General features: G+C 63.4%; 20 protein-coding genes. 10 read left to right on the top strand and 10 right to left on the bottom strand.

Translation table 11 applies throughout. The features are described 5' to 3' along the window. Positions 1 to 16: 16 nt before the first annotated feature. Positions 17 to 1,321 carry a carboxylesterase family protein gene (locus tag NY08_RS14795; protein ID WP_235386917.1) on the bottom strand — a complete coding sequence of 435 codons (1,305 nt, stop codon included), beginning with the start codon at positions 1,319 to 1,321 and terminating at the stop codon, positions 17 to 19. A gap of 95 nt (positions 1,322 to 1,416) precedes the next feature. On the opposite strand from NY08_RS14795, the gene NY08_RS14790 reads away from it, so the two are divergent. From NY08_RS14790 to NY08_RS14775, 4 genes are all read left to right on the top strand, one after another. Next, positions 1,417 to 1,968, top strand: coding sequence for a TetR/AcrR family transcriptional regulator (locus tag NY08_RS14790; protein ID WP_045197160.1), 552 nt, complete (start codon positions 1,417 to 1,419; stop codon positions 1,966 to 1,968). Between the two features lie 102 nt (positions 1,969 to 2,070). Next, positions 2,071 to 3,663, top strand: coding sequence for a GMC oxidoreductase (locus tag NY08_RS14785; protein ID WP_045197158.1), 1,593 nt, complete (start codon positions 2,071 to 2,073; stop codon positions 3,661 to 3,663). A 21-nt stretch (positions 3,664 to 3,684) separates the two neighbouring features. Further along, positions 3,685 to 4,977 (top strand): lipase family protein, encoded by a 1,293-nt coding sequence (locus NY08_RS14780; protein ID WP_235386915.1) that lies wholly within the window; start codon positions 3,685 to 3,687, stop codon positions 4,975 to 4,977. Positions 4,978 to 5,022: 45 nt separating this feature from the next. Then, complete coding sequence (locus NY08_RS14775; protein ID WP_158462568.1) at positions 5,023 to 5,766, top strand: EAL domain-containing protein; 744 nt, start codon at positions 5,023 to 5,025, stop codon at positions 5,764 to 5,766. 13 nt (positions 5,767 to 5,779) lie between these two features. Here NY08_RS14775 and NY08_RS14770 read toward each other — a convergent pair whose 3' ends face one another. Together NY08_RS14770 and NY08_RS14765 are read right to left on the bottom strand one after the other, a co-directional pair. Continuing rightward, entirely contained in the window at positions 5,780 to 6,229 is a 450-nt protein-coding gene (locus tag NY08_RS14770; RefSeq protein WP_045197157.1) for a GNAT family N-acetyltransferase, read from the bottom strand. Positions 6,230 to 6,314: 85 nt separating this feature from the next. Beyond that, the gene (locus NY08_RS14765) at positions 6,315 to 7,484 is read right to left on the bottom strand and encodes a PucR family transcriptional regulator (RefSeq protein ID WP_045197155.1); all 1,170 of its coding nucleotides are present in this window, start codon (positions 7,482 to 7,484) and stop codon (positions 6,315 to 6,317) included. Between the two features lie 122 nt (positions 7,485 to 7,606). Here NY08_RS14765 and NY08_RS14760 point away from each other — a divergent pair, with 122 nt between their 5' ends. The 5 genes from NY08_RS14760 to NY08_RS14740 all read left to right on the top strand — a co-directional run bounded on the left by NY08_RS14760 (position 7,607) and on the right by NY08_RS14740 (position 11,882). Then, a complete protein-coding gene (locus NY08_RS14760) occupies positions 7,607 to 8,662 on the top strand; it encodes an NAD-dependent epimerase/dehydratase family protein (protein ID WP_200893113.1) in 1,056 nt (351 codons plus the stop codon). Continuing rightward, positions 8,662 to 9,348, top strand: a complete 687-nt coding sequence (locus tag NY08_RS26100) for a DUF4286 family protein (RefSeq protein WP_052049850.1) — start codon at positions 8,662 to 8,664, stop codon at positions 9,346 to 9,348. Before NY08_RS14760 ends, NY08_RS26100 begins: the two co-directional genes overlap by 1 nt. A 36-nt stretch (positions 9,349 to 9,384) precedes the next feature. Beyond that, positions 9,385 to 10,248, top strand: coding sequence for a fumarylacetoacetate hydrolase family protein (locus NY08_RS14750; RefSeq protein ID WP_032396576.1), 864 nt, complete (start codon positions 9,385 to 9,387; stop codon positions 10,246 to 10,248). After that, positions 10,245 to 11,558, top strand: a complete 1,314-nt coding sequence (locus NY08_RS14745) for an MFS transporter (RefSeq protein WP_052683824.1) — start codon at positions 10,245 to 10,247, stop codon at positions 11,556 to 11,558. Before NY08_RS14750 ends, NY08_RS14745 begins: the two co-directional genes overlap by 4 nt. A gap of 69 nt (positions 11,559 to 11,627) precedes the next feature. After that, entirely contained in the window at positions 11,628 to 11,882 is a 255-nt protein-coding gene (locus NY08_RS14740; protein WP_032397218.1) for a WhiB family transcriptional regulator, read from the top strand. Positions 11,883 to 12,016: 134 nt separating this feature from the next. On the opposite strand, the gene NY08_RS14735 is transcribed toward NY08_RS14740, so the two are convergent. The 5 genes from NY08_RS14735 to NY08_RS14715 all read right to left on the bottom strand — a co-directional run bounded on the left by NY08_RS14735 (position 12,017) and on the right by NY08_RS14715 (position 16,813). Continuing rightward, the gene (locus NY08_RS14735; RefSeq protein ID WP_032396574.1) at positions 12,017 to 12,733 is read right to left on the bottom strand and encodes a TetR family transcriptional regulator; all 717 of its coding nucleotides are present in this window, start codon (positions 12,731 to 12,733) and stop codon (positions 12,017 to 12,019) included. 57 nt (positions 12,734 to 12,790) lie between these two features. After that, positions 12,791 to 13,576, bottom strand: coding sequence for an SDR family NAD(P)-dependent oxidoreductase (locus tag NY08_RS14730; RefSeq protein ID WP_045197152.1), 786 nt, complete (start codon positions 13,574 to 13,576; stop codon positions 12,791 to 12,793). Then, on the bottom strand, positions 13,573 to 14,553 hold the full coding sequence (locus NY08_RS14725) for an SDR family oxidoreductase (RefSeq protein WP_045197150.1): 981 nt from the start codon (positions 14,551 to 14,553) through the stop codon (positions 13,573 to 13,575). Before NY08_RS14725 ends, NY08_RS14730 begins: the two co-directional genes overlap by 4 nt. A 171-nt stretch (positions 14,554 to 14,724) precedes the next feature. Further along, positions 14,725 to 15,702: a bile acid:sodium symporter family protein gene (locus tag NY08_RS14720; RefSeq protein ID WP_045197147.1), complete on the bottom strand. Its 978-nt coding sequence runs from the start codon at positions 15,700 to 15,702 to the stop codon at positions 14,725 to 14,727. Between the two features lie 58 nt (positions 15,703 to 15,760). Further along, complete coding sequence (locus NY08_RS14715) at positions 15,761 to 16,813, bottom strand: YihY/virulence factor BrkB family protein (RefSeq protein ID WP_045200483.1); 1,053 nt, start codon at positions 16,811 to 16,813, stop codon at positions 15,761 to 15,763. Between the two features lie 102 nt (positions 16,814 to 16,915). Here NY08_RS14715 and NY08_RS14710 point away from each other — a divergent pair, with 102 nt between their 5' ends. Beyond that, a complete protein-coding gene (locus NY08_RS14710) occupies positions 16,916 to 17,296 on the top strand; it encodes a VOC family protein (protein ID WP_045197144.1) in 381 nt (126 codons plus the stop codon). A 7-nt stretch (positions 17,297 to 17,303) separates the two neighbouring features. Here NY08_RS14710 and NY08_RS14705 read toward each other — a convergent pair whose 3' ends face one another. Both NY08_RS14705 and NY08_RS14700 read right to left on the bottom strand, forming a co-directional pair. Continuing rightward, a complete protein-coding gene (locus NY08_RS14705) occupies positions 17,304 to 17,654 on the bottom strand; it encodes a hypothetical protein (protein ID WP_235386914.1) in 351 nt (116 codons plus the stop codon). A gap of 159 nt (positions 17,655 to 17,813) precedes the next feature. Then, the gene (locus tag NY08_RS14700) at positions 17,814 to 18,494 is read right to left on the bottom strand and encodes a FadR/GntR family transcriptional regulator (RefSeq protein WP_045197142.1); all 681 of its coding nucleotides are present in this window, start codon (positions 18,492 to 18,494) and stop codon (positions 17,814 to 17,816) included. Positions 18,495 to 18,552 lie beyond the last annotated feature (58 nt).

The following is an 18,552-nucleotide window of genomic DNA, read 5'->3' as shown; positions in this document are numbered from 1 at the left end:
CGGAGAGGGTGGCCGGTCAGAACACCAGCGAGCGCTCGGGCAGCCCGGCCACTCCTTCTCGGGCGAACGCGGCCCACGTGCGACGGACCCTGGCGGCCAACTCCTTCGGCGGTGTGTGGCCGGCCAGCATCGGCGCGTCCGACCACGCGTCGCCGAACAGCAGTGGCAATTCCATGCAGTGACATGCCCCCAGTGGCGCACCTTTCGGTGCCCAGTCCACCCGGTAGCTGGCAACCCGACCGCCCGCGCGGTGCCACATCTTCACCATCCCGTCGACGCCGAACAGCATGCTGGTGACGAGACGGACCACCGGCGCGGTGAGTGTCGAGCTCACGACGCCGAACCTGTTGAGCCACAGCATGTTCGTCACGATGTCCACGAACGGGGCGGCGTCGTCCCTGGTGTGACCGATCAGAAGTTCGACTCGGGTGGCGCTTCGGCGTAGGGCGTCGTCGGGGTTGCCGGACAGTGGTTCGAGGTGAGCGACCGGCCCGAACGGCATTCCGCCTGCGGCACCGAACCTGCGCACCGCTCGCGTCACGGCATTCTCTGCGTCGAGCACATCCGACGCGGGAGCGGTGGCCGGGTCGGTACGAAAGTGACGTGCGAACGCCGTTCGTGCCGTGTCGTACAGAGCCGAACGTCCCGACCGCAATCCGAGAGGCGCACTCTGCACTATTGCTCTCGAGAACAGCCCTGCGGCCGACTCGCACGCCATGAGCGTGAGGACGGCATCGCCGCCCGCGGACTGGCCGAACAGAGTCACGTTGTGTGGGTCACCGCCGAATCGCGCGATGTTGGTCGACACCCAGTGCAGTGCTGCGATCTGATCTCGAACACCGATGTTGCTCTCTCCCGAATCTTTCGGGGTCAGATAGCCGAACCCGCCGAGCCGGAAGGTGACGCTGACGACCACGACACCCTCCCGAGCGAGGTGGTCGGCGTCGTACTTCTCGGCCTCCCCGCCGCCGGAGACGTAGCCACCGCCGTGCAGCCACACCATGACCGGAAGTCTCTCCGCCGCAGCGGGAGCGGTCACCGACAACACCAGGCAGTTCTCGCTCTGTTCGAGCCCGTCGATCATGGGACCGGTGACATTGTCTATCCGGGACGGCAGTTGAATGCAGACCGGTCCGCGGCGGGTGGCATCGCGCGTCGTATCCGGGGTGTCGATCGGTTCGGGCCGACGAAATCGCGTGGCGGTGGCATAGGGAATTCCCCGGGCGTGGATCAGCCCGTCGAATTCGACTGCTTCGAGGTCTCCGCTGGTGGTGCCAGTGACCGTGCGCAAAGTTGGCCCGGCCGTCGTCTCGTCGTTCACGTGTGAACCCCCATTCGATGAACAGGACCGAGCTTATCGTCTCCGGCACGTCATCGGATGAGGCCGCAACACCGAGATGCCGTCATACTCGGACGGTGCGGTCCAAGCAGAAGATTCTCGATGCCACCCTCGGGTTGATCGCCGAGACCGGCTTCGAGGGTGTCACGATCGCTGCGGCGGCGCGCGCTGCGGGCGTCACGCGTCAGACTGTCTATTCGATCTTCACCACCCGCGAGGACATGGTCTCCGAGGCGATGGTGGGACTGATCGTGGACGTGCTGGGCGGTATCAGGGAGAAGGCCGATCAGGCGGAAACTCCGACGGAGTTCATCGTCGAGACCGTGGTTGCTGCGCGCAATCTCATTCGGCGCGAACCGGTTCTGAATTCGTTGTTGCGCTCGGGCAACGCGAACCCACTGTTCGACCCGGACATGATGGATCGCGCACAACCGGTGGTACGCCAGTTTCTCGACGGATACATCGAGCGCAATCCGGGCTTCGATTCCGCGCAGTTCCACGGCATCGACGGCGTCATCGTGCGGGTGGGGCTGTCGGTGATTCTGTTCGACGACCCCACCATTCACCACGACGAAGGGTTGCGGCGTTACCTCGAACGATGGTTGATCCCGGTTCTGCCCTTTTCTTAGCGTCGGAAACTTGACACCCAAGTCCCCTTCTGTCTAGTTTTGCACGACGCGTACACGTAACTCGGGTTTCGATGTACGTTGCCGCAATCTCTTGGGGGGAACGTGTCGACACTGAATCGCCGGTCATTTCTGGGCGCGACCGCGGTGGCCGGGATTGCTGCCGTGGCGTCGGGTACCGGTGCCGCGCAGGCCGCCCCGCATTCGAGGGTTCAGGTCCCGCTCACCCGTGAGGACCATCGAGTCGTCGTGATCGGATCGGGGTTCGGGGGCGGTGTCGCGGCGCTGCGCTTGGCGGAGGCAGGCATCCCGGTTCTGGTGCTCGAACGCGGAAGGCGTTGGCCCACAGGGCCGAATGCCGATACCTTCCCCAACGCGACCGCGCCGGACAAGCGGATGCTGTGGTACGGCTCCAGCCCGAACCTGTTCGGGAGACCGGTTCCGTTCGATCCGTACGTCGGCCTGCTCGAGGCAGTCTCCGGCGACAACATGACCGCTCTGTGTGCAGCCGGAGTGGGCGGCGGGTCGCTGATCTACCAGGGAATGACGCTGCAGCCCTCGCAGACTGTGTTCGAGACTCACTTTCCGATCGACCTCGACTGGGCCACGTTGAACGCGGTCCACTACCCCCGCGTCGCGCGGATGCTGCAGCTCGCGCAGGCCCCTGACGAGTTGATCGCAACGCCCAATTATCGAGCGGCACGGGTGTTCGCGGACAGTGCGCGGCGGGCGGGTCTGCCGGTGTCGAAGATTCCGATGCCGATCGACTGGAACTACGCCCTCGACGAAACCCGCGGGGTGATGAAGCCGTCGTACACCAACGGCGCGGGCGCATTCGGAGTGAACAACGGCGGCAAGCATTCCGTCGACGTCACCTACATCGCCGCTGCCGAGGCAACCGGGCTGGCCACTGTGGCAACGCAGCACAACGTCACCCACGTCGAGCGCGCCACCGACGGTCGCTGGATCGTCCATGTCGACCGAATCGATTCCGATGGAACGGTGTTGGAGAACAAGATCCTCACCACCGGTGCGCTGATCATGGCCGCAGGCAGTCTGAACACCACCAAGCTGCTGGTCCGCGCCGGGGCCACCGGTGCCATCCCGGATCTACCGGACCAGCTCGGGCAGGGCTGGGGTACCAATGCCGATCGCATCTACGTGTGGTCGAGTATCGAGCAGCAGTTCGGTACGCCGCAGGGCGGTCCGGTGGTGTTCGGCAGCTTGAACTGGGACGATCCGCGCACCGCGCACACGGTCATTCAGGCATCCATTCCGCCGTTGGGCGTCGATGCCCACAGCACGATGATCGTCGGCTACGGAGTCAGTGACGGTCGCGGCCACTTCGCCTACGATTCCACGCGCGATCGAGCCCAGCTGTACTGGCCGGTCAACGGCGACTCCGTCATTCAGGACGGTTCCATCGATCCGACGGTGCGTCGCATCGCAGGTTCGGGCAGCATCCTCACCGATACCAATGCGGTGTTCCCCTCCACCTGGCATCCGTTGGGCGGGGCGAACATGGGCCCGGTGTGCGACCTCGACGGCCGTGTTCACGGTCAACGCGGACTGTACGTTCTCGACGGTGCGTTGATGCCGGGCAACACTGCGGCCTGCAACCCGTCCATGACGATCGCGGCGCTGGCCGAACGAGCGCTGGACAACATCGTCGCCCGCGACCTCGACACGATTGTCTGACCCCTCAGCAGAAAGAGCCCAATGCATCTGTATCGCAGCATGATCGGTGTTGTCGTCACCGCCGTACTCGCGTCCTCGGTGACCGCACTCGGTGCCTCGGCCGCGCACGCCGATCCCGTCGACGACTTCTACGTCCCGCCTGCCCAGCCGACCGACAGCCCTGGATCCGTCGACCGAACCCAGCCGATGTCGTTGTTCGCTGCACTGCCGGGCAACGACGGCTCGTATCCGGCCCAGGCGCAGCGGGTGTTGTACACCTCGCGTACGCAGGACGATACGCCGGTGGCCGTGTCGGGCACGTTCGTCGAGACCGAGGTGCCCTGGCGTGGAGCAGGCCCGCGACCGACGATCGTCGTCGCCCCGGGAACCGTCGGGCAGGGCGATCAATGTGCCCCGTCGAGAGCGTTTCCCACCTCCATCAACGCTGTGACACAACCACTGTCGATCTCGTTCAATCAGGAACTGCTGTCGTCGACGCTGTGGGGGTCGATGGGGGCGAACGTGTTCGTCACCGACTACATCGGATTGGGAACGCCCGGCCTGCACACGTACGTGAACAGGGTGGAGGAGGCGCATGCAGTTCTCGACGGTGCCCGGGCGGCAGTCGAATTGGGCGGCGACGCGAATGCACCGATCGGCATCTGGGGTTACTCGCAGGGCGGTGGGGCTGCCGCGGCTGCCGCGGAACTCGCCGGCGAGTACGCGCCGGAGCTGAATCTGAAGGGGACGTGGGCCGGGGCTCCGACGGCCGATCTGCTCGAGGTGTTGAAGACGGTCGACGGAACACTGATCGGCGGTGTGATCGGTTATGCCCTCAACGGATTCGTCGAACGTGACCCGAGTCTGCGCCCGCTCATCGACGAGCGGCTCACCGATCAGGGCAAGGCGGTGCTGAACGAGCTGTCGACGGAATGCATCGGCGACACGATTCTCGAGCACCCGTTCCTGCGCACGGAGACGCTGACGAAGGACGGAAAGTCCATGTTGGAGAACCTGCGTGGGATCCCGCAGGCCGAGGCGATCTTCGACGAGCAACGAATCGGCCGCAGTACGCCGAATGCTCCGGTGATGATCACCAGCGGAATAAATGACGACACGGTGCCGTACGGCCAGGCCAGGCAACTGGCGTACGACTGGTGTGCGCTCGGTGCCCGGGTGGAGTTCCGAACCAATTCGTTGCCGCCGATCCTGCAGGGTGCGGTGTTGCCCAACCACTTCGGACCGCAGCTGATCGACGGCTACGGCGGCGAGGCTGCCCAGTTCCTGATGGACCGATTCGCCGATCTTCCTCTGACAGCATGCAGCGTCGACTGATCGAGGTCGCGGCCGAACTGCTTTCTCCGATGTATTCGACGACCCGTGTCGTCGACTAGAGGTGCCTCGACGCCGCTGCATTCGACACTGTTGCGTGCGAGGCGTCGGGTGGAGGCCGTGATTGCGTGCGGTGGTCCGCAGATCGTCTTTCAGCCGATCGTTCGAGCCGATGACGGTGCGATCGAGGGATACGAGGCTCTTTCTCGTTTTCCGGCCGGCGGCGGTGACACCGAAGCATGGTTTGCCGATGCTGCGCACTGTGGCCTGGGGCCTGCGCTCGACAGATCGGCGGCGGTCCGAGCACTGGAGGAATCCGTTCGTCTGCCGAGTGGGCCTTTCGTTGCGGTGAATCTCAGCGCTGCAACGCTGTTGGTCGACACGGCTCTGGTCGACGTACTGCTCGATGTCGGGCGACGTCGGCCATTGGTTGTCGAGATCACCGAGCATGCCGCCCTCGTCGACGAGGACGCGGTGGTGTCCGTCCTGGCCGAGCTTCGACGCGGCGGGGTGGCCGTGGCGGTCGACGATCTGGGATCGGGATACGCGGGAATGCGGCACCTCGTTCTGCTCGAACCCGAGATCGTCAAACTCGATGCCTTCGTCGTCCACGAGATGAGGGCGAATCGGGCGAAGCTGGCTTTGGCGGAACTGGTGCTCGAGTTCGCGCGCAAGACCGGCGCCCGATGCGTGTTCGAGGGTGTGGAGACCGACGAGGACCTCGCGGCGGCCATGTCGATCGGGGCAGACTTGCTGCAGGGCTACCGACTGGGCCGCCCTGCGCAGCCGTAGTCGTCTGCGTGATCTATCGGGGTTCCGCATCCCGGGTGAGCATCTTCACGTGCGGGATCCCCGCTTCCAGGTACTGCTCTCCCACTCGAACGAATCCGAAGCGCTCGTACCATTTTTCGAGGTGCGCTTGCGCGGAGATTTCGACCACCCCGGGGTAGGCCGTCAGTGCGGCATCGACGAGCTCGCCTGCGTAGCCGCTACCGCGCGCATGAGCTGCGGTCGCGACCCGTCCGATGTGAACCGTGTCGTCGACGAGGACGCGAAGAGTGGCCAACACCTCGCCGTGGTCGTCCTGGATCCAGAACAACTCCGTCGTCGGAAGTAGGTCCGCGCCATCGAGTTCCGCCTCGTCGACGATCTTCTGCTCGTGGACGAACACCGCGACCCGAAGCGCCATGATGCGATAGAGGGTATTCGGGGCCACGCCCGCAAGCGGTGCATGTCGAAGATTCGACTCCTTCATCCGAGTTCTCACCGACCGAGCATATTGGAGGCCAGGCCACACTGGACCTGCGGTCCGTGCCGGAGATGCCCAACTCGGCTGTTCGTCAGGAAATGCGGGTTCGTACCACCACGCGCGACGCGAGATACAACTCGACCAGGTCGTTGAAGACCAGCGGATTTCGACCGGTCAGTTCCTGTATTCGTTTCGACCGTGCAGACACGGTGTTGACGTGTACGTAAAGCCTTTTGGCGGTGGCGGATTGCGACATGTTGGATTCGGCCAGAGCGGTGATCGTGTCCATCAGGTGCGCCGCGTCACGGATGGGTCCGACGCGGTCGATCTCGAACTTTTCTCGTGCTTCCACATCGCTGTTGATGAGGATGTCGAGCAGTACGTCGGCGTAGTGCACCAGGGTTCTCGACGTCAGGTCGGGGTTGGAAGCGTTGCGAACCGCACTCGCCTGTGTGAATGACCGATGGACGGTTCTCAAGGAGGACGTGCTTTCGCCCACGGACACCGCCAGACAGTCGGCGGTATGCCTCAGCAATATTGTCAGCACGGTGTCGAGCGCTCCGAGCGAGGACGGCCCGTCGGGAAGCGGTACGAAGACGATCAGGCTGCCGTCTGCTTCCCCGAAGATCGAGGGGCCGAGGCGTGCGGTGGTCATCGTACTGCTCACCTGACGTCGAAGTCGTTGGCCGGCAAGAGGATCTGCACTGTCGGCCATCGTGAGTATCGCGCACACGTGCGCGGCGTTCGGGTCGACCCCGAGCACGCTGGTCCACCGGTTCAGCTCCTGAGTGTCCACGTCCCAGCCGTTCGTCAGTGCTGTCGCCAGTTCGTCCTCGGCTCGGCGTGTCACTGCGTCGATCACGGACGAGGCCTCACGGTAGGCGTCGATCATCGAATTGGTGAGCGCGTCGAAGCAAGACAGGGCGAGTTCGGTCGGTGTCGTCCCCGTCGCGCTGTCCTGGCTACGGAGTACATGCAGCAGCAGTACTCGCTCGGTCGAGCGAAACGCTTGAATGACCGACTCGAGCGGTACACCCTCTTGCGCCCGCGAGATACCCAGTTCGCGTGCATGGCCCAGTTCCTCGCCGGACGGCGTGACACCGCGTCCTACGCAGTCCAGCACCACCTCGATGTTGCGACGGACGAAATAGTCGAGTTCGCTCCGGCTGAGCACGTCGTTCGTATAACCGCGGTACGTGTTCCAGATGAGCCCGACTGCCTCGTCGACCAGTTCGTCGATCGATCGGTGGTAACTCCGCATTCCATCACCCTACTGTGGGAAACCCACATAGTTTCGGCTCTTCGGGTAGCGATATGACCGGTGTTGCGCGGGTTGATTGTGGGTCACGATGTATGTCACAGGTCACAACGAGAGGACAACACGTGAGTATCACGCAAGAAACCCGGCGACAGGACGCCGAGTTCGACGGAGTCGACGCCATCGAAGAGGCGCTCGCAACACCGTCGCAGGAACTGATCGACGCAATGCGGACCATCGAGGGTGACATTGCAGTGCTGGGCGTGGGTGGCAAGGTCGGCCCGAGTGTGGCGGTGATGGCCAAGCGCGCCGCGGAGGCAGCGGGTACCGACAAGCGCATCTTCGGCGTCGCTCGGTTCTCGGACGTGCGTACCCGTGCGTTTCTCGAGCGCAACGGCGTCGATTGCGTTGCCGCGGATCTGACCGACGACGACCAGCTACAGGCCCTACCCGAGGCCGCGAACGTAATCTTCATGGCAGGCAACAAGTTCGGCACGACAGGCAACGAGTCGTTCACATGGGCGATGAATGCGTATCTGCCGGGTCGGGTCGCCACCAAGTATCGCGACAGCAGAATCGTTGCGTTCTCCACCCTGGTGACGTACCCGCTGGCGGATGTCGCCACGGGCGGTTCGCGCGAAGACGATCCGGTCGACCCCATCGGTGAATACGCGGCCTCCTGCGTCGGACGCGAGCGCGTGTTCGAGTACCACTCCCTCCAGTTCGGGACGCCCTTGCTGATCTTCCGGCTCGGATACTCGATCGAGACCCGGTACGGAGTGCTCCAGGAGATTGCGCAGGCAGTTCAGGATGGATCCGAGATCCCACTCGAGATGGGCCATGCCAGCGTCATCTGGCAACGCGATGTCGCGGACTACGCGATTCGATCGCTGACGCTTGCCAGCTCGCCGCCACGGAGGCTGAACATCACCGGGCCGGAGATCGTGTCCATTCGATGGCTTGCGCACCGATTCGGCGAAATCCTGGGCAAAGAACCGAGATTCGTGGGGACCGAGACGGGTACCTCGTACGTGATGGATGGAACGGCACTGCAGAAGGAGTTCGGATATCCCTCCACTACTTTGTCCTTCATGATCGACGCTGTCGCAGCGTGGGTCGGCCGCGATGGCGAGACGTTGGGCAAGCCCACCAAATTTCAACAGCGGCAGGGTCTGTTCTGATGACCGGCGCATTGATGAACGTAATTGCCGTCGACCGCGACGATGTTCCGGAATTCGACGACTGGTACTCACGTGAGCACTTCCCGGAAAGGCTCGCTGTCACCGGTTTCCGCAACGCCCGTCGATTCGTCGAGGATCCCGACAGAGGGGCTGCCCGAGTGGAGTACTTCTCCATCTACGAGACGGACTCGGTCGAGGTACTGACGAGCCCGGAGTATCTCGCCGCCTTGGATTCACCGACACCGCGCACGAAAAATGCGGTAGCGCTGTTCCGCCAGAACGAAAGAACGGTGGGAACTCGACGCTTCCGCGGAGGGCTGGGCCGAACCGGCCGAATTCTGTTGGGCCGGATCACCGGTGGGGTGGGCATGAACGGGTCGCTCGTCGAGGCGGTGGAGGACATCGCGAGGGCGACGATCGAGAGCGGTCTGGCCGAGGGAGTCGCGGTCTACGAAACGGACGCGGTCGCCGCGTCGGCGAAAGACAGCACCGCGGAGGGAAAAGCGGCCGGCAGCGCCGCCGCGGCCGCGGCCGACGAGCGACCGTCCGTGTTCGTGGTCATCGAGCAGTACGGATCGCTGGCGGTGTCCCCGACAGGTTCGGTATCGGCGGCGGTCGACAGGATCGGTGCACACGCGCGCTGGTCCACCTACCGACTCGTCAGCGACCAATCGTCCCAATCATAGTGTTGCCCAACGACAGTCTCAGAACAGGATTCGACAATGCGTATCGCCAATCATGCGGGTCGGCTCACCTTGCTGCACGGTGGGGCCGAGATCGACGTTGCTCGGCTCAGCGGTGAGAGGTTCGGCCACCGTATCGAAGACATCTTCGAGCGCTGGGAGGAGTTCACAGCGTGGGCCGCGGCGGTGAACCCCGATCACCCGGCCGCGTCTTCGGGCACTGCCGACGTGGGTCCGGTGAGCCCCCGACCACGTCAGGTGATCGGGGTAGGGCTCAACTACGTCGACCATGCCCGCGAGGCAGGATCACCGCTGCCGACGGTCCCGCTGTTGTTCACCAAGTTCCCGTCGGCGATCGCCGGACCGGACGCCGACGTCGAATTGTCGGGCGACTCCGTCGATTGGGAGGTCGAATTGGTGGTGGTCATCGGACGCGAAGCAGCCAGGGTCTCGAAGGACGACGCATGGAGTTGCATCGCGGGGTTGACTGTGGGGCAGGATATCTCGGACAGAGAGGTCCAGCTGCAGGGAAGCACTCCGCAGTACAGCTTCGGCAAGTCGTTTCGGAACTACGCGCCGATCGGGCCGGTGCTGGTGACTCCCGACGAGTTCGAGGACCTCGATCGGCTGTCGTTGAAGTGTTGGATCGGCGATGAACTCGTCCAGGACGGAACGTCCGGGGACCTGGTCTTCTCGATTCCGGAGTTGATCGAGTACATATCGGCGGAAGTCACCCTCTACCCCGGCGATCTGATCTTCACCGGGACACCCGCGGGTGTCGGCCTGGGTATGACGCCTCAGCGGTTCCTCACCGACGGCGATGTCATCACCAGCAGCATCACGGGAATCGGGTCGATGACCAACAAGGTCAGGGCTCGCGCAGGGAAGGTCGGAGCACTGTGAAGTCGACCAGCGCAGTGGGGGAGAGCCGGCTCAACGCCGAGAACGCGTACACGCCGAAGGAACGAAAGATGGTTCTCGGCTTCGCCATCACCGGTGCCCTCATCGAGAGCATGGAACTGAACCTGTTGAGCTATCCGTTGAGGGATCTCGCCGATTCGTTCGCGGTATCGACTCAGGCTGTGGTCGGCGTCATCACGGCTCAGAGCATCGCGTCGATTGCCGGCGGCTTTCTGTTCGGTTGGACCGCCGATCGTTGGGGCCGTCGGCCGACCTACGTCGCGTTCACCGCCATCTACGGCGTGCTGGCGATCGTCGGAGCCTTCCTCGACAGCTTCGAGCTCTTCACCCTGACCCGCGTATTGGCGGGTGTGGCGATGGGCGGTGCCTTCGGCGTCATCTTCGCGATGTTCACCGAGACGTGGAAGACGCGAAACCGAGGACTGATGGGGAGTGTTCTGCAGGGGATGTTCATCTGCGGAACTCTTATCACTCAGGCAATTCTGTTCGGCACCATCACCACGCTTGGATCGGAATCCGGTTGGCGTACCGGCTTCGTCATCATCGGAGCCATGAGCGTCGCAGTGGGGCTGTTCGCCTTCCGGATGCTGCCGGAATCCAAGGTGTGGCGCGCAGCCAAGGACGCACCGCCGTTGGTCGCCGTGGAACCTACCGAAGCGCAGCAGCTGACGAGCGCGGCCGACAAGCGTCGAACGATCGTCGGTGGACTGTTCCTGACCCTTGCCACCACCGGAATTTTCGCCGCCAGCTATTGCTACATCACGTTCGGTCCCACCTACCTGCGCGAATACGCCGGGTTGTCGTTGGGCTGGGCGACGATCGTGCTTTCGATCGGAACTGTGCTCGGCATCGCTTCGTACATCACGTTCGGAGCGTTGTCGGACAGGATCGGTCGCCGCGGATCCACATTCTGGTCCTGTGCAGTAGGTGTGGTCGGATTCGGGCTGTTTCTGTCGATCGGGTCGGACACCGAGATGCCTGCCGGTACGGGCAGTGTGTGGACCGCCGCCACAGCAGCTCTGGCCGGCTGTGCCATCGGCTATGCGGGATTCGGTGTGATCGGCACCTGGATATCGGAGTTCTACCCCACGCGCTACCGAGCCCTCGGTTCGGGTGCCACGTACTACGTGGCACGCGGTATCGGGTCGGGACTGTTTCCGCTGTTCGCGATCATGCTGGCCGACGGAAACATCCATCGTGCAATGGGGTTCGGAGTCATCGGAGCGGTCGTGGGAATGCTCGGGTGCCTTCTGGTTCCCGAAACTCGAGGGAAAGTCATCACCACGGACTGATCGATCGGCCCCGAGGCAGGACGCCTCGGGGCCCATCGTGCGCAGTGAAAGAAGACTGGGTCGAAAGCAATGAACAGCGGGAATCGGAAAGTGCTGGTGCCACTGGTCGAACAGTGGGTATGGCAGGCAGACGCACACTGTCGCGGCTTCGGGTATCTGTTCTACGGCGACGGAAACGAGAGCAGTCGCGAACAGTCCGAGCGCGAACGCGCCGCCAAGCTGATCTGCACGGCGTGTCCGGTCATCGACTCGTGTTACGACCATTGCATGACGTTCGAGGAACGTCACGGCGTATGGGCGGGGTTGGCCGAGAGAGATCGATGACCACACCGAGAGAAGTACAAGTCGAGGTAGCAGGTCCAGCTCGAGATGATTTTCGTTCGCGGGCGTAGTGCGACCGGCCCTTCACCGAACCGTAATTCCGTTGTTGTGCTCAGGTATTCGACTCGTACTTGATGTCAGCGCGGTGGGACCAACAAGTGAACCCTGTCGACGAGGCTCAATGCGGTGGCAGGGTCCGTGCCCTCGAATACTGCTGTGTGGATCCCTCGCATGGCTCCGGTGAGGAGGTGCGCGGTCGCGACGATGTCCGTGTCGCTGCGAATCTGTCGTGCTTCCGCCGCGGCCCTCAGTAGTTGTGCGATCGCATCGACGAAGCTGTCGTGCCAGCGTTCTGCCGAGCCCTCGGATCTCGGTACTCCGAGGTTGCGGAACAGCACATGGGTACGCGGGGTGTCGTAGATGCTCGCGGCCGCGATGTGTAGAAACGTCTGCAGTTGCTCGAGGGGCGAGTCGGGCCACGTCGCGGTGATCGAGCCCTCGTGAATGCGGCCGATCAGTACGGTGGCGGCGTCGTCGACCGCCGCTTGGAACAGCTCACGTTTGGTGGGGAAGTGGTGGAACGCCGTTCTCGGTGCGAGACCGCATCGGGCAGCAACGCTTTCGATCGTGATGTCCGAGTAGTCGGCGTGACGCAACAGCTCCTGGGTGGCCTCGATCAGTCGGGCCGCTGCGGGCCCGGGCTCGTCGGTGGTCGACGATCCGGCCCAGCGATAGAGCGTGGTGGTGTGGATACCCAGCGAGGTCGCCACGCTCGCTGGGCTTTCGGCACCGCCGAAAGCGCGCGCGACCGCTTCCTGCCGATCGGCGAGTGTGAATCTGGAGACCCTGGCCATGTTCGTGACACTACATTTCGGTGGGGGAGTCGGGAGAACGCCGCGTTCGGAACCGTACTAGTGAAGCATGCGCGCGAGGGCGGGCAACAGAATTCGCGCGGGAACCAGACCCGCCGCGATGGCCTGAGCGGTATTTCGTCGGCCCGAGATCACCTGCGGCCGAGATCTTCTGGCGTCGAGTGCGCGCATGGCAGTGTCCACGACTTCGTTCGGTGTTTGGTAGGTACCGGTCGCTGCGGCGGAGTCTCCGATGACATCGAAGAATTCGGTGCGGGTCGGCCCGGGATTGAGTGCGAACACCCTGACTCCGTTCTTGGCAGACTCGTACCACAGGGACTGGCTGAAGCTCAGAACGAATGCTTTGGCGGCCGCATACACCGCGAGCGACGGAACGGGCTGGAACGCAGTCGTGCTGGCCACGTTGACGATGGTCCCGTCCCTGCGGTCGATCATGTCCGGCAGGAACGCCGAACAGATGTCGACGACCGCGCGGATGTCTACAGCGACGAGGCGCTCGAAGTCGTCGGCATCGCCGTCCGCGAACGGTCCCTGTACGGCGAACCCTGCATTGTTGACGACGAGATCGATCCGCTCGGGCACCAGCTCGCGCAGTCGGCGGCCGCTCGACTTTTCCGACAGGTCCCAGGCCACTGTGCGGCAATGGATTCCGTGCTTCTGCTCGAGCTCCTCCGCTAGAGCGGTCAGTCGCTCTTCTCGTCGTGCGACGAGTACGAGATCGGATCCTCGTGCCGCCAGCGCTCGGGCGAATTCGGCACCGATTCCGGAACTCGCGCCGGTGACCAACGACCGGCCGGGGCGGTAGTGGGGCCCTCGGCGGATCATCGGTCCGACCGCCCGAGCTCAGCGGCCGAACGCCGTGCGAACTGTTCGTACGATGTGGGAGCACGGCCGAGCAGCGTCGGAAGAACCTTCAGGTCTCCTGCCGGTAGGCCGTAGCCGTCGTAGTGGGTCATCATCGTTCGGTACGCCGTGCGTGCGTCGGCGGGCCAGTTCTTCATGTCACGCGGGTTGGACGCAGCTTTGGCGCCACGAACGAGGTGGCCGATGGATTTCAGTTTGGTCGAGACCAACGCATGTCCGATGACCGGGGCAAGTGCAGGCAGCACCGTCAGTGAGTTCGTCAGCGACGATGGCGGGATCCGAAGGGCAGTTACCTTGTGGCCGAGCACATCGGACCAGATCTCTGCCATCTCGTGACGCGTGAGTTCCACGGTGGACAGGTCGTAGACGCGACCCTTGTGCGGCGATGGGTCGATCAGGATGTTCGCGGCGGCTTCGGCCACGTCGGCTACGTCGACAACGCCCATGACGCTGTCCGGAGAAACCGGGTAGGGCATCACTCCGGCCTGCAGAAATTCCCACACTTCCAAGTAGTTCTGCATGTAGTGCGACGGCCTGAGCACCGTAGTGGGAATTCCGCTGTCGCGCAGCATCCCTTCGGCGATGTCCTTCTGGTGATGGTGCGTCAGTTGGTGCAGGTTCGGATGGATCACGGAATGAAAAACTATGTGCTGTAATCCGCTTGCCGGTCCCACTGCGATCAGGTGATCGATGATCGGCTTCTCGTCGATGATCTGCGTCGGTGCAGCGTGGTAGAGGACGTCGGTCCCTGCCAGGGCGGTATGGAGCGTGTCCTGAGATCGGAGATCACCCACGACGACCTCGGTGGCTCCGTCGCCGCGGGTGGTCTCGGCTTGCGTCGTGTTCTTGACCACCGCCCGAACCGGCACGTTCTGCGCAGCGAGCTGTCGAACGAGCAAGCGGCCGACACCACCCGCGGCGCTGGTCACTGTGATCATGGGGCCTCCTCGACGTCGAGCTCGGCGGACACTGAGCACTATGCATATATTGCATAACGAATGCAGATAACGCAAGGAAGTGCGGAGCAGAACCGAAAAATCCGGTGCAGCCGACCGCGCTCAGCACGGTCAGCTGCACCGGATTCTGTGTCGAAATCCAGCGTGCGGGTTCTACTCGGTCGCTGTACGTGTCGACTCCGGCGTGCGCTCGGCCGGCCGCGGTTCGATCGATCGCCTGGACCAGTAGCTGGCCAGAAGTGAGCCGGAGACGTTGTGCCACACGGAGAAGATGGCCGCGGGCAGAGCCGCCGCGGGACTGAAATGGACCGACGCGAGTGCTGCGGCCAGGCCGGAGTTCTGCATACCCACCTCGATGCTGATCGCGCGTCGGCTGGCGACATCGAGTCCGCACGCCTTGCCGATGCCGTACCCCACCGCGAGTCCGAGCGAATTGTGCAGAACCACGGCCACGACGATGAGTGCTCCGATCGAGAGCAGTGTGGGTGCACTGGCAGCCACGACGAGAACGACGACGGCGGTGATTCCGGCGACCGAGATCAACGGTAGAGCATCGAGCATGCGGTCGATGATCGCCGGAAACAGCAGGCGCAGAACAACTCCGAGTACGACGGGTACCAGTACTATCTGCAGGATCGAGACGAACAGTCCACCGGCGTCGACCGGCAGGTATTCACCGGCGAGCCAGAGCACCAGCAGTGGCGTGAGTATCGGTGCGAGCAGGGTGGACACCGACGTCATCGCCACCGACAGTGCGGTATCGCCTTTGGCCAGATAGACCATCACGTTGGATGCGGTACCGCCCGGTGCGGAGCCGACCAACACCATGCCTGCGGTCAGTGCCGCCGACAGTCCGAGCGTGTTGGCAATGCCGAGTCCGAGGAGCGGCATCGCGATGAACTGCGCGGCGACCCCGAGCAACAGTGCCCACGGTCGCCGGGCGACGACAGCGAAGTCGGAGAGCCGCAACGTCATTCCCATGCCGAGCATGATGATCGACAGCAGCCACGGAACGGCCGGTGTGCCGCCGCTGAACGTGTCGGGAGTGATCAGGGCCAGCGCTCCTGCGGCCACGACGATCAGGGCGAACCACTTGCCGGTGAATTCGCTGACGGTCTTCAGCTGGGGCATGTGGAGACTCCAAAGGTGGTTGGGCACGGCGTCGGGAAGTCTAGCTCTTTCGCTGAGCTCACTGTTCCGGGTTGTGTTCCTCCCGCAGTTTGCGACCCTGCTCCACGGCCTGCGCATCCTTCTCGTCGTTCTTGTCCGAGACTCGGGTGTCCCGGGGCGGAAGTTGCAGGCGCTTCTCGGCGACGATGCCTGCCTGGAGTTGACGGCCACGTTCGAGTTCGGAGTCCAGTTCGGCTCCGAACAGCAAGGCCAAGTTGGTGATCCAGAGCCACAGCAGGAACACGATGGCTCCAGCGAGGGATCCGTAGGTCTTGTTGTAGCTGGAGAAGTTCGCGACGTAGAAGCCGAACGCGACGGTGGCCAGAATCCACACGATGATGCCGACGGCGGCACCGGAACTGATCCATTTGAACTTGGGCTGCTGCACATTCGGTGTTGCGTAGTACAGGATCGCCACCGCAAGTACCACAACGATCAGGACCAGGGGCCAGCGCGCGATGTTCCAGATCGTCAAAGTGGTATCACCGAGTCCGACGGCGTCGCCCACAGCTTTCGCTACGGGCCCACTGATCGCCAGCATGACGGCGGCGAGTGCGATGAGTACGAGAGCGACGAGCGTGACCAGAAGCATCACCGGACGCAGCTTCCAGATGGGCCTGCCCTCGTCCACCTCATACATGCGGTTCATCGCGCGGCCGAATGCGCCGACGTAGCCGGACGCAGACCACAGCGCACCGGCGATACCGATGATCAACGCAAAGCCCGCGGTAGGTGCCTGGACGAGCTGTTCGATCGGCTCGCGCAGGGTGTCGACCGCCGATTGGGGTCCGAGATCGCCGACGATCTGCAGTACTCCGTCGACCGTGGCCTGCCCTTGACCGAACACGCCCAGCAACGACACGATGGCCAGGATCGCGGGGAAGAGCGAGAGCACGGCGTAGTAGGTCAGCGCGGCTGCGAGGTCGGTGCACTGGTCGCGGGAGAACTCACGGGCGGTCTTCTTCAGTACGTAGATCCAGGACGGCTTGGTCAGATCCGCGGGTGAATCCGCCTTACGGGGGTCGTCGGGGTCTGCTTCGGTCGGTGCGGGTGATGTCGCTGAATCGGGCATCAAGGGCGCATACCCGGGCAATTCCTATGAAAACAAAGGTGTTCGGCGGAGGTCGACCGTCAACGCGCTTTTCGACCCTGTGCCAGGTGTAGATTCGCGCCCATGGCATGTCGAATCAGTGAACTCATACTCGATTGTCGCGATCCCGTGGCCTTGGCCACGTTCTGGTGTGAGGTGTTGGACTTCGTCGTATTGGACAGGGAGGACGACGGTTCCGTGGAGATCGGTGCGCGCGACGGGTTCGGAGGGGCGCAGCCGACCATCATCCTCAGTCGTAACGAGAATCCCGAAAACGCGAAGCCTCGCTTGCATATCGACGTCAGCGCAACCGATCGGGATCAGGACGCCGAATTGGAACGACTTCTCGCGCTCGGCGCACGACGAGTGGACATCGGTCAGACCGGCCAGGAGTCGTGGCACGTGCTCGCCGATCCCGAAGGTAACGAATTCTGTTTGCTGCGAACACGACTCAACCCTGTGTGAAAACTCCTCAGGGAAGGCAGAGAGATCCGATATCGGCCACCACGGTGTTGTCGTGCGGATCTATCCATCGCGCAACGTTCGAGTGGGCGGACGGCTTCAGTAAGTGCTTGCCGTGGCTCGGCCACTGCACGAATTCGTATCCGGCCAACTCCGTTTGTACTGTCTCGGCCACCCATACGGCGGCGTCGGGGTAGGTCGAATCCATCGACATACCGTCGCCTCGGCCGAAACCTCCGATGCCCTTGGCTCCGGCCCACCCGATTATCACGCAGTATTGGGGGGTGATCTCGAACTCCCATACGAGTGGGCTCAGGTTGACTTCACGCCCGAACCGCAGGCACTCCAGGTCCCGTGCCACGGCCTCGAGCGCGCGTGTCCACGCAACAGGTGGCTCGAACGCTGGATTGCCTTCAGAGCCAATTGTCCCCGCGTACATGGGCAGTCGCCACACCAAGCTGTCGTTCCGCATGAAGTCCCATCCCGGATACACCTTGTTCCTCCCTTACCTGCCGGCCCGTTACATCGACGGATTCATCGACTCCGACAACTCCAGCAGGTGCGCGCGTGTGAGGACGTGAGCTTTTTGTGAATCGCGGGCCCCGATTGCCTCGACGACGTCTGCGTGCGTGTCGTGGTCGGCCTTGTCGCCGAACGATCCGGCCATTCGCAACATGTCGATCATGGCGTCGCGGAGACGTGGTGCCATGGAGTCGAAGAGTCCGAGCAGAATGTCGTTGTGTGACGCGACCACGATGGAGCGGTGAAAAGCCATGTCCGCGTTCACCAGATCGACTGCGTCGCTGCGAGCGGTGTTGCGCGTTTCGAGTGAGCTGCGAATGGTGTCGAGATCGGTGGGGGTGCGTCTGGTTGCGGCGAGGGCGGCGGCCTCACCTTCGATCGCGAGGCGGGCTTCGAGGACTGCGGTGATGTGAACCCGCTGCAGAACTCGGTCCCATTCCGTCCGTGCCTCGTCGAGTGATTCGACGAAGACTCCTGAGCCCTGCCGGGTGACGAGGATTCCGCGCCCCGCCAGTTGTCTGATGGCCTCGCGCATCGTCGATCTACCGACGTCGAACATGGGGGCAAGGGTGGTTTCACCTGGCAGTTTGGTGCCGATTGGCCACTCGCCGGACTGAATTCGTGCAAGCAGAAGTTCGGCGGCCTGATCGGCCAAGGATGTTCGGCGTATCGCGGTCACACTGGAACACTACTCCTCAGCTTGTCTGAGGAGTAGTGATACATTGCTCGCATGCGCA

Origin of the sequence: Rhodococcus sp. B7740 (assembly GCF_000954115.1) — a bacterium.
Classification (GTDB): domain Bacteria; phylum Actinomycetota; class Actinomycetes; order Mycobacteriales; family Mycobacteriaceae; genus Rhodococcoides.
The sequence above is the reverse complement of the archived record's forward strand: the minus strand, read 5'-3'. Positions and strand labels throughout refer to the sequence as shown.

Bases quoted from the DNA above. Each gene is read 5' to 3' on its own strand.
- NY08_RS14770 (WP_045197157.1), bottom strand. From the start codon at position 6,229: ATGAAGGAGTCGAATCTTCGACATGCACCGCTTGCGGGCGTGGCCCCG.
- NY08_RS14720 (WP_045197147.1), bottom strand. From the start codon at position 15,702: ATGCCCCAGCTGAAGACCGTCAGCGAATTCACCGGCAAGTGGTTCGCC.
- NY08_RS14715 (WP_045200483.1), bottom strand. From the start codon at position 16,813: ATGCCCGATTCAGCGACATCACCCGCACCGACCGAAGCAGACCCCGAC.
- NY08_RS14730 (WP_045197152.1), bottom strand. From the start codon at position 13,576: ATGATCCGCCGAGGGCCCCACTACCGCCCCGGCCGGTCGTTGGTCACC.
- NY08_RS14765 (WP_045197155.1), bottom strand. From the start codon at position 7,484: ATGCGGAGTTACCACCGATCGATCGACGAACTGGTCGACGAGGCAGTC.
- NY08_RS14750 (WP_032396576.1), top strand. From the start codon at position 9,385: ATGCGTATCGCCAATCATGCGGGTCGGCTCACCTTGCTGCACGGTGGG.
- NY08_RS26100 (WP_052049850.1), top strand. From the start codon at position 8,662: ATGACCGGCGCATTGATGAACGTAATTGCCGTCGACCGCGACGATGTT.
- NY08_RS14725 (WP_045197150.1), bottom strand. From the start codon at position 14,553: ATGATCACAGTGACCAGCGCCGCGGGTGGTGTCGGCCGCTTGCTCGTT.
- NY08_RS14735 (WP_032396574.1), bottom strand. From the start codon at position 12,733: ATGGCCAGGGTCTCCAGATTCACACTCGCCGATCGGCAGGAAGCGGTC.
- NY08_RS14710 (WP_045197144.1), top strand. From the start codon at position 16,916: ATGGCATGTCGAATCAGTGAACTCATACTCGATTGTCGCGATCCCGTG.
- NY08_RS14740 (WP_032397218.1), top strand. From the start codon at position 11,628: ATGAACAGCGGGAATCGGAAAGTGCTGGTGCCACTGGTCGAACAGTGG.
- NY08_RS14780 (WP_235386915.1), top strand. From the start codon at position 3,685: ATGCATCTGTATCGCAGCATGATCGGTGTTGTCGTCACCGCCGTACTC.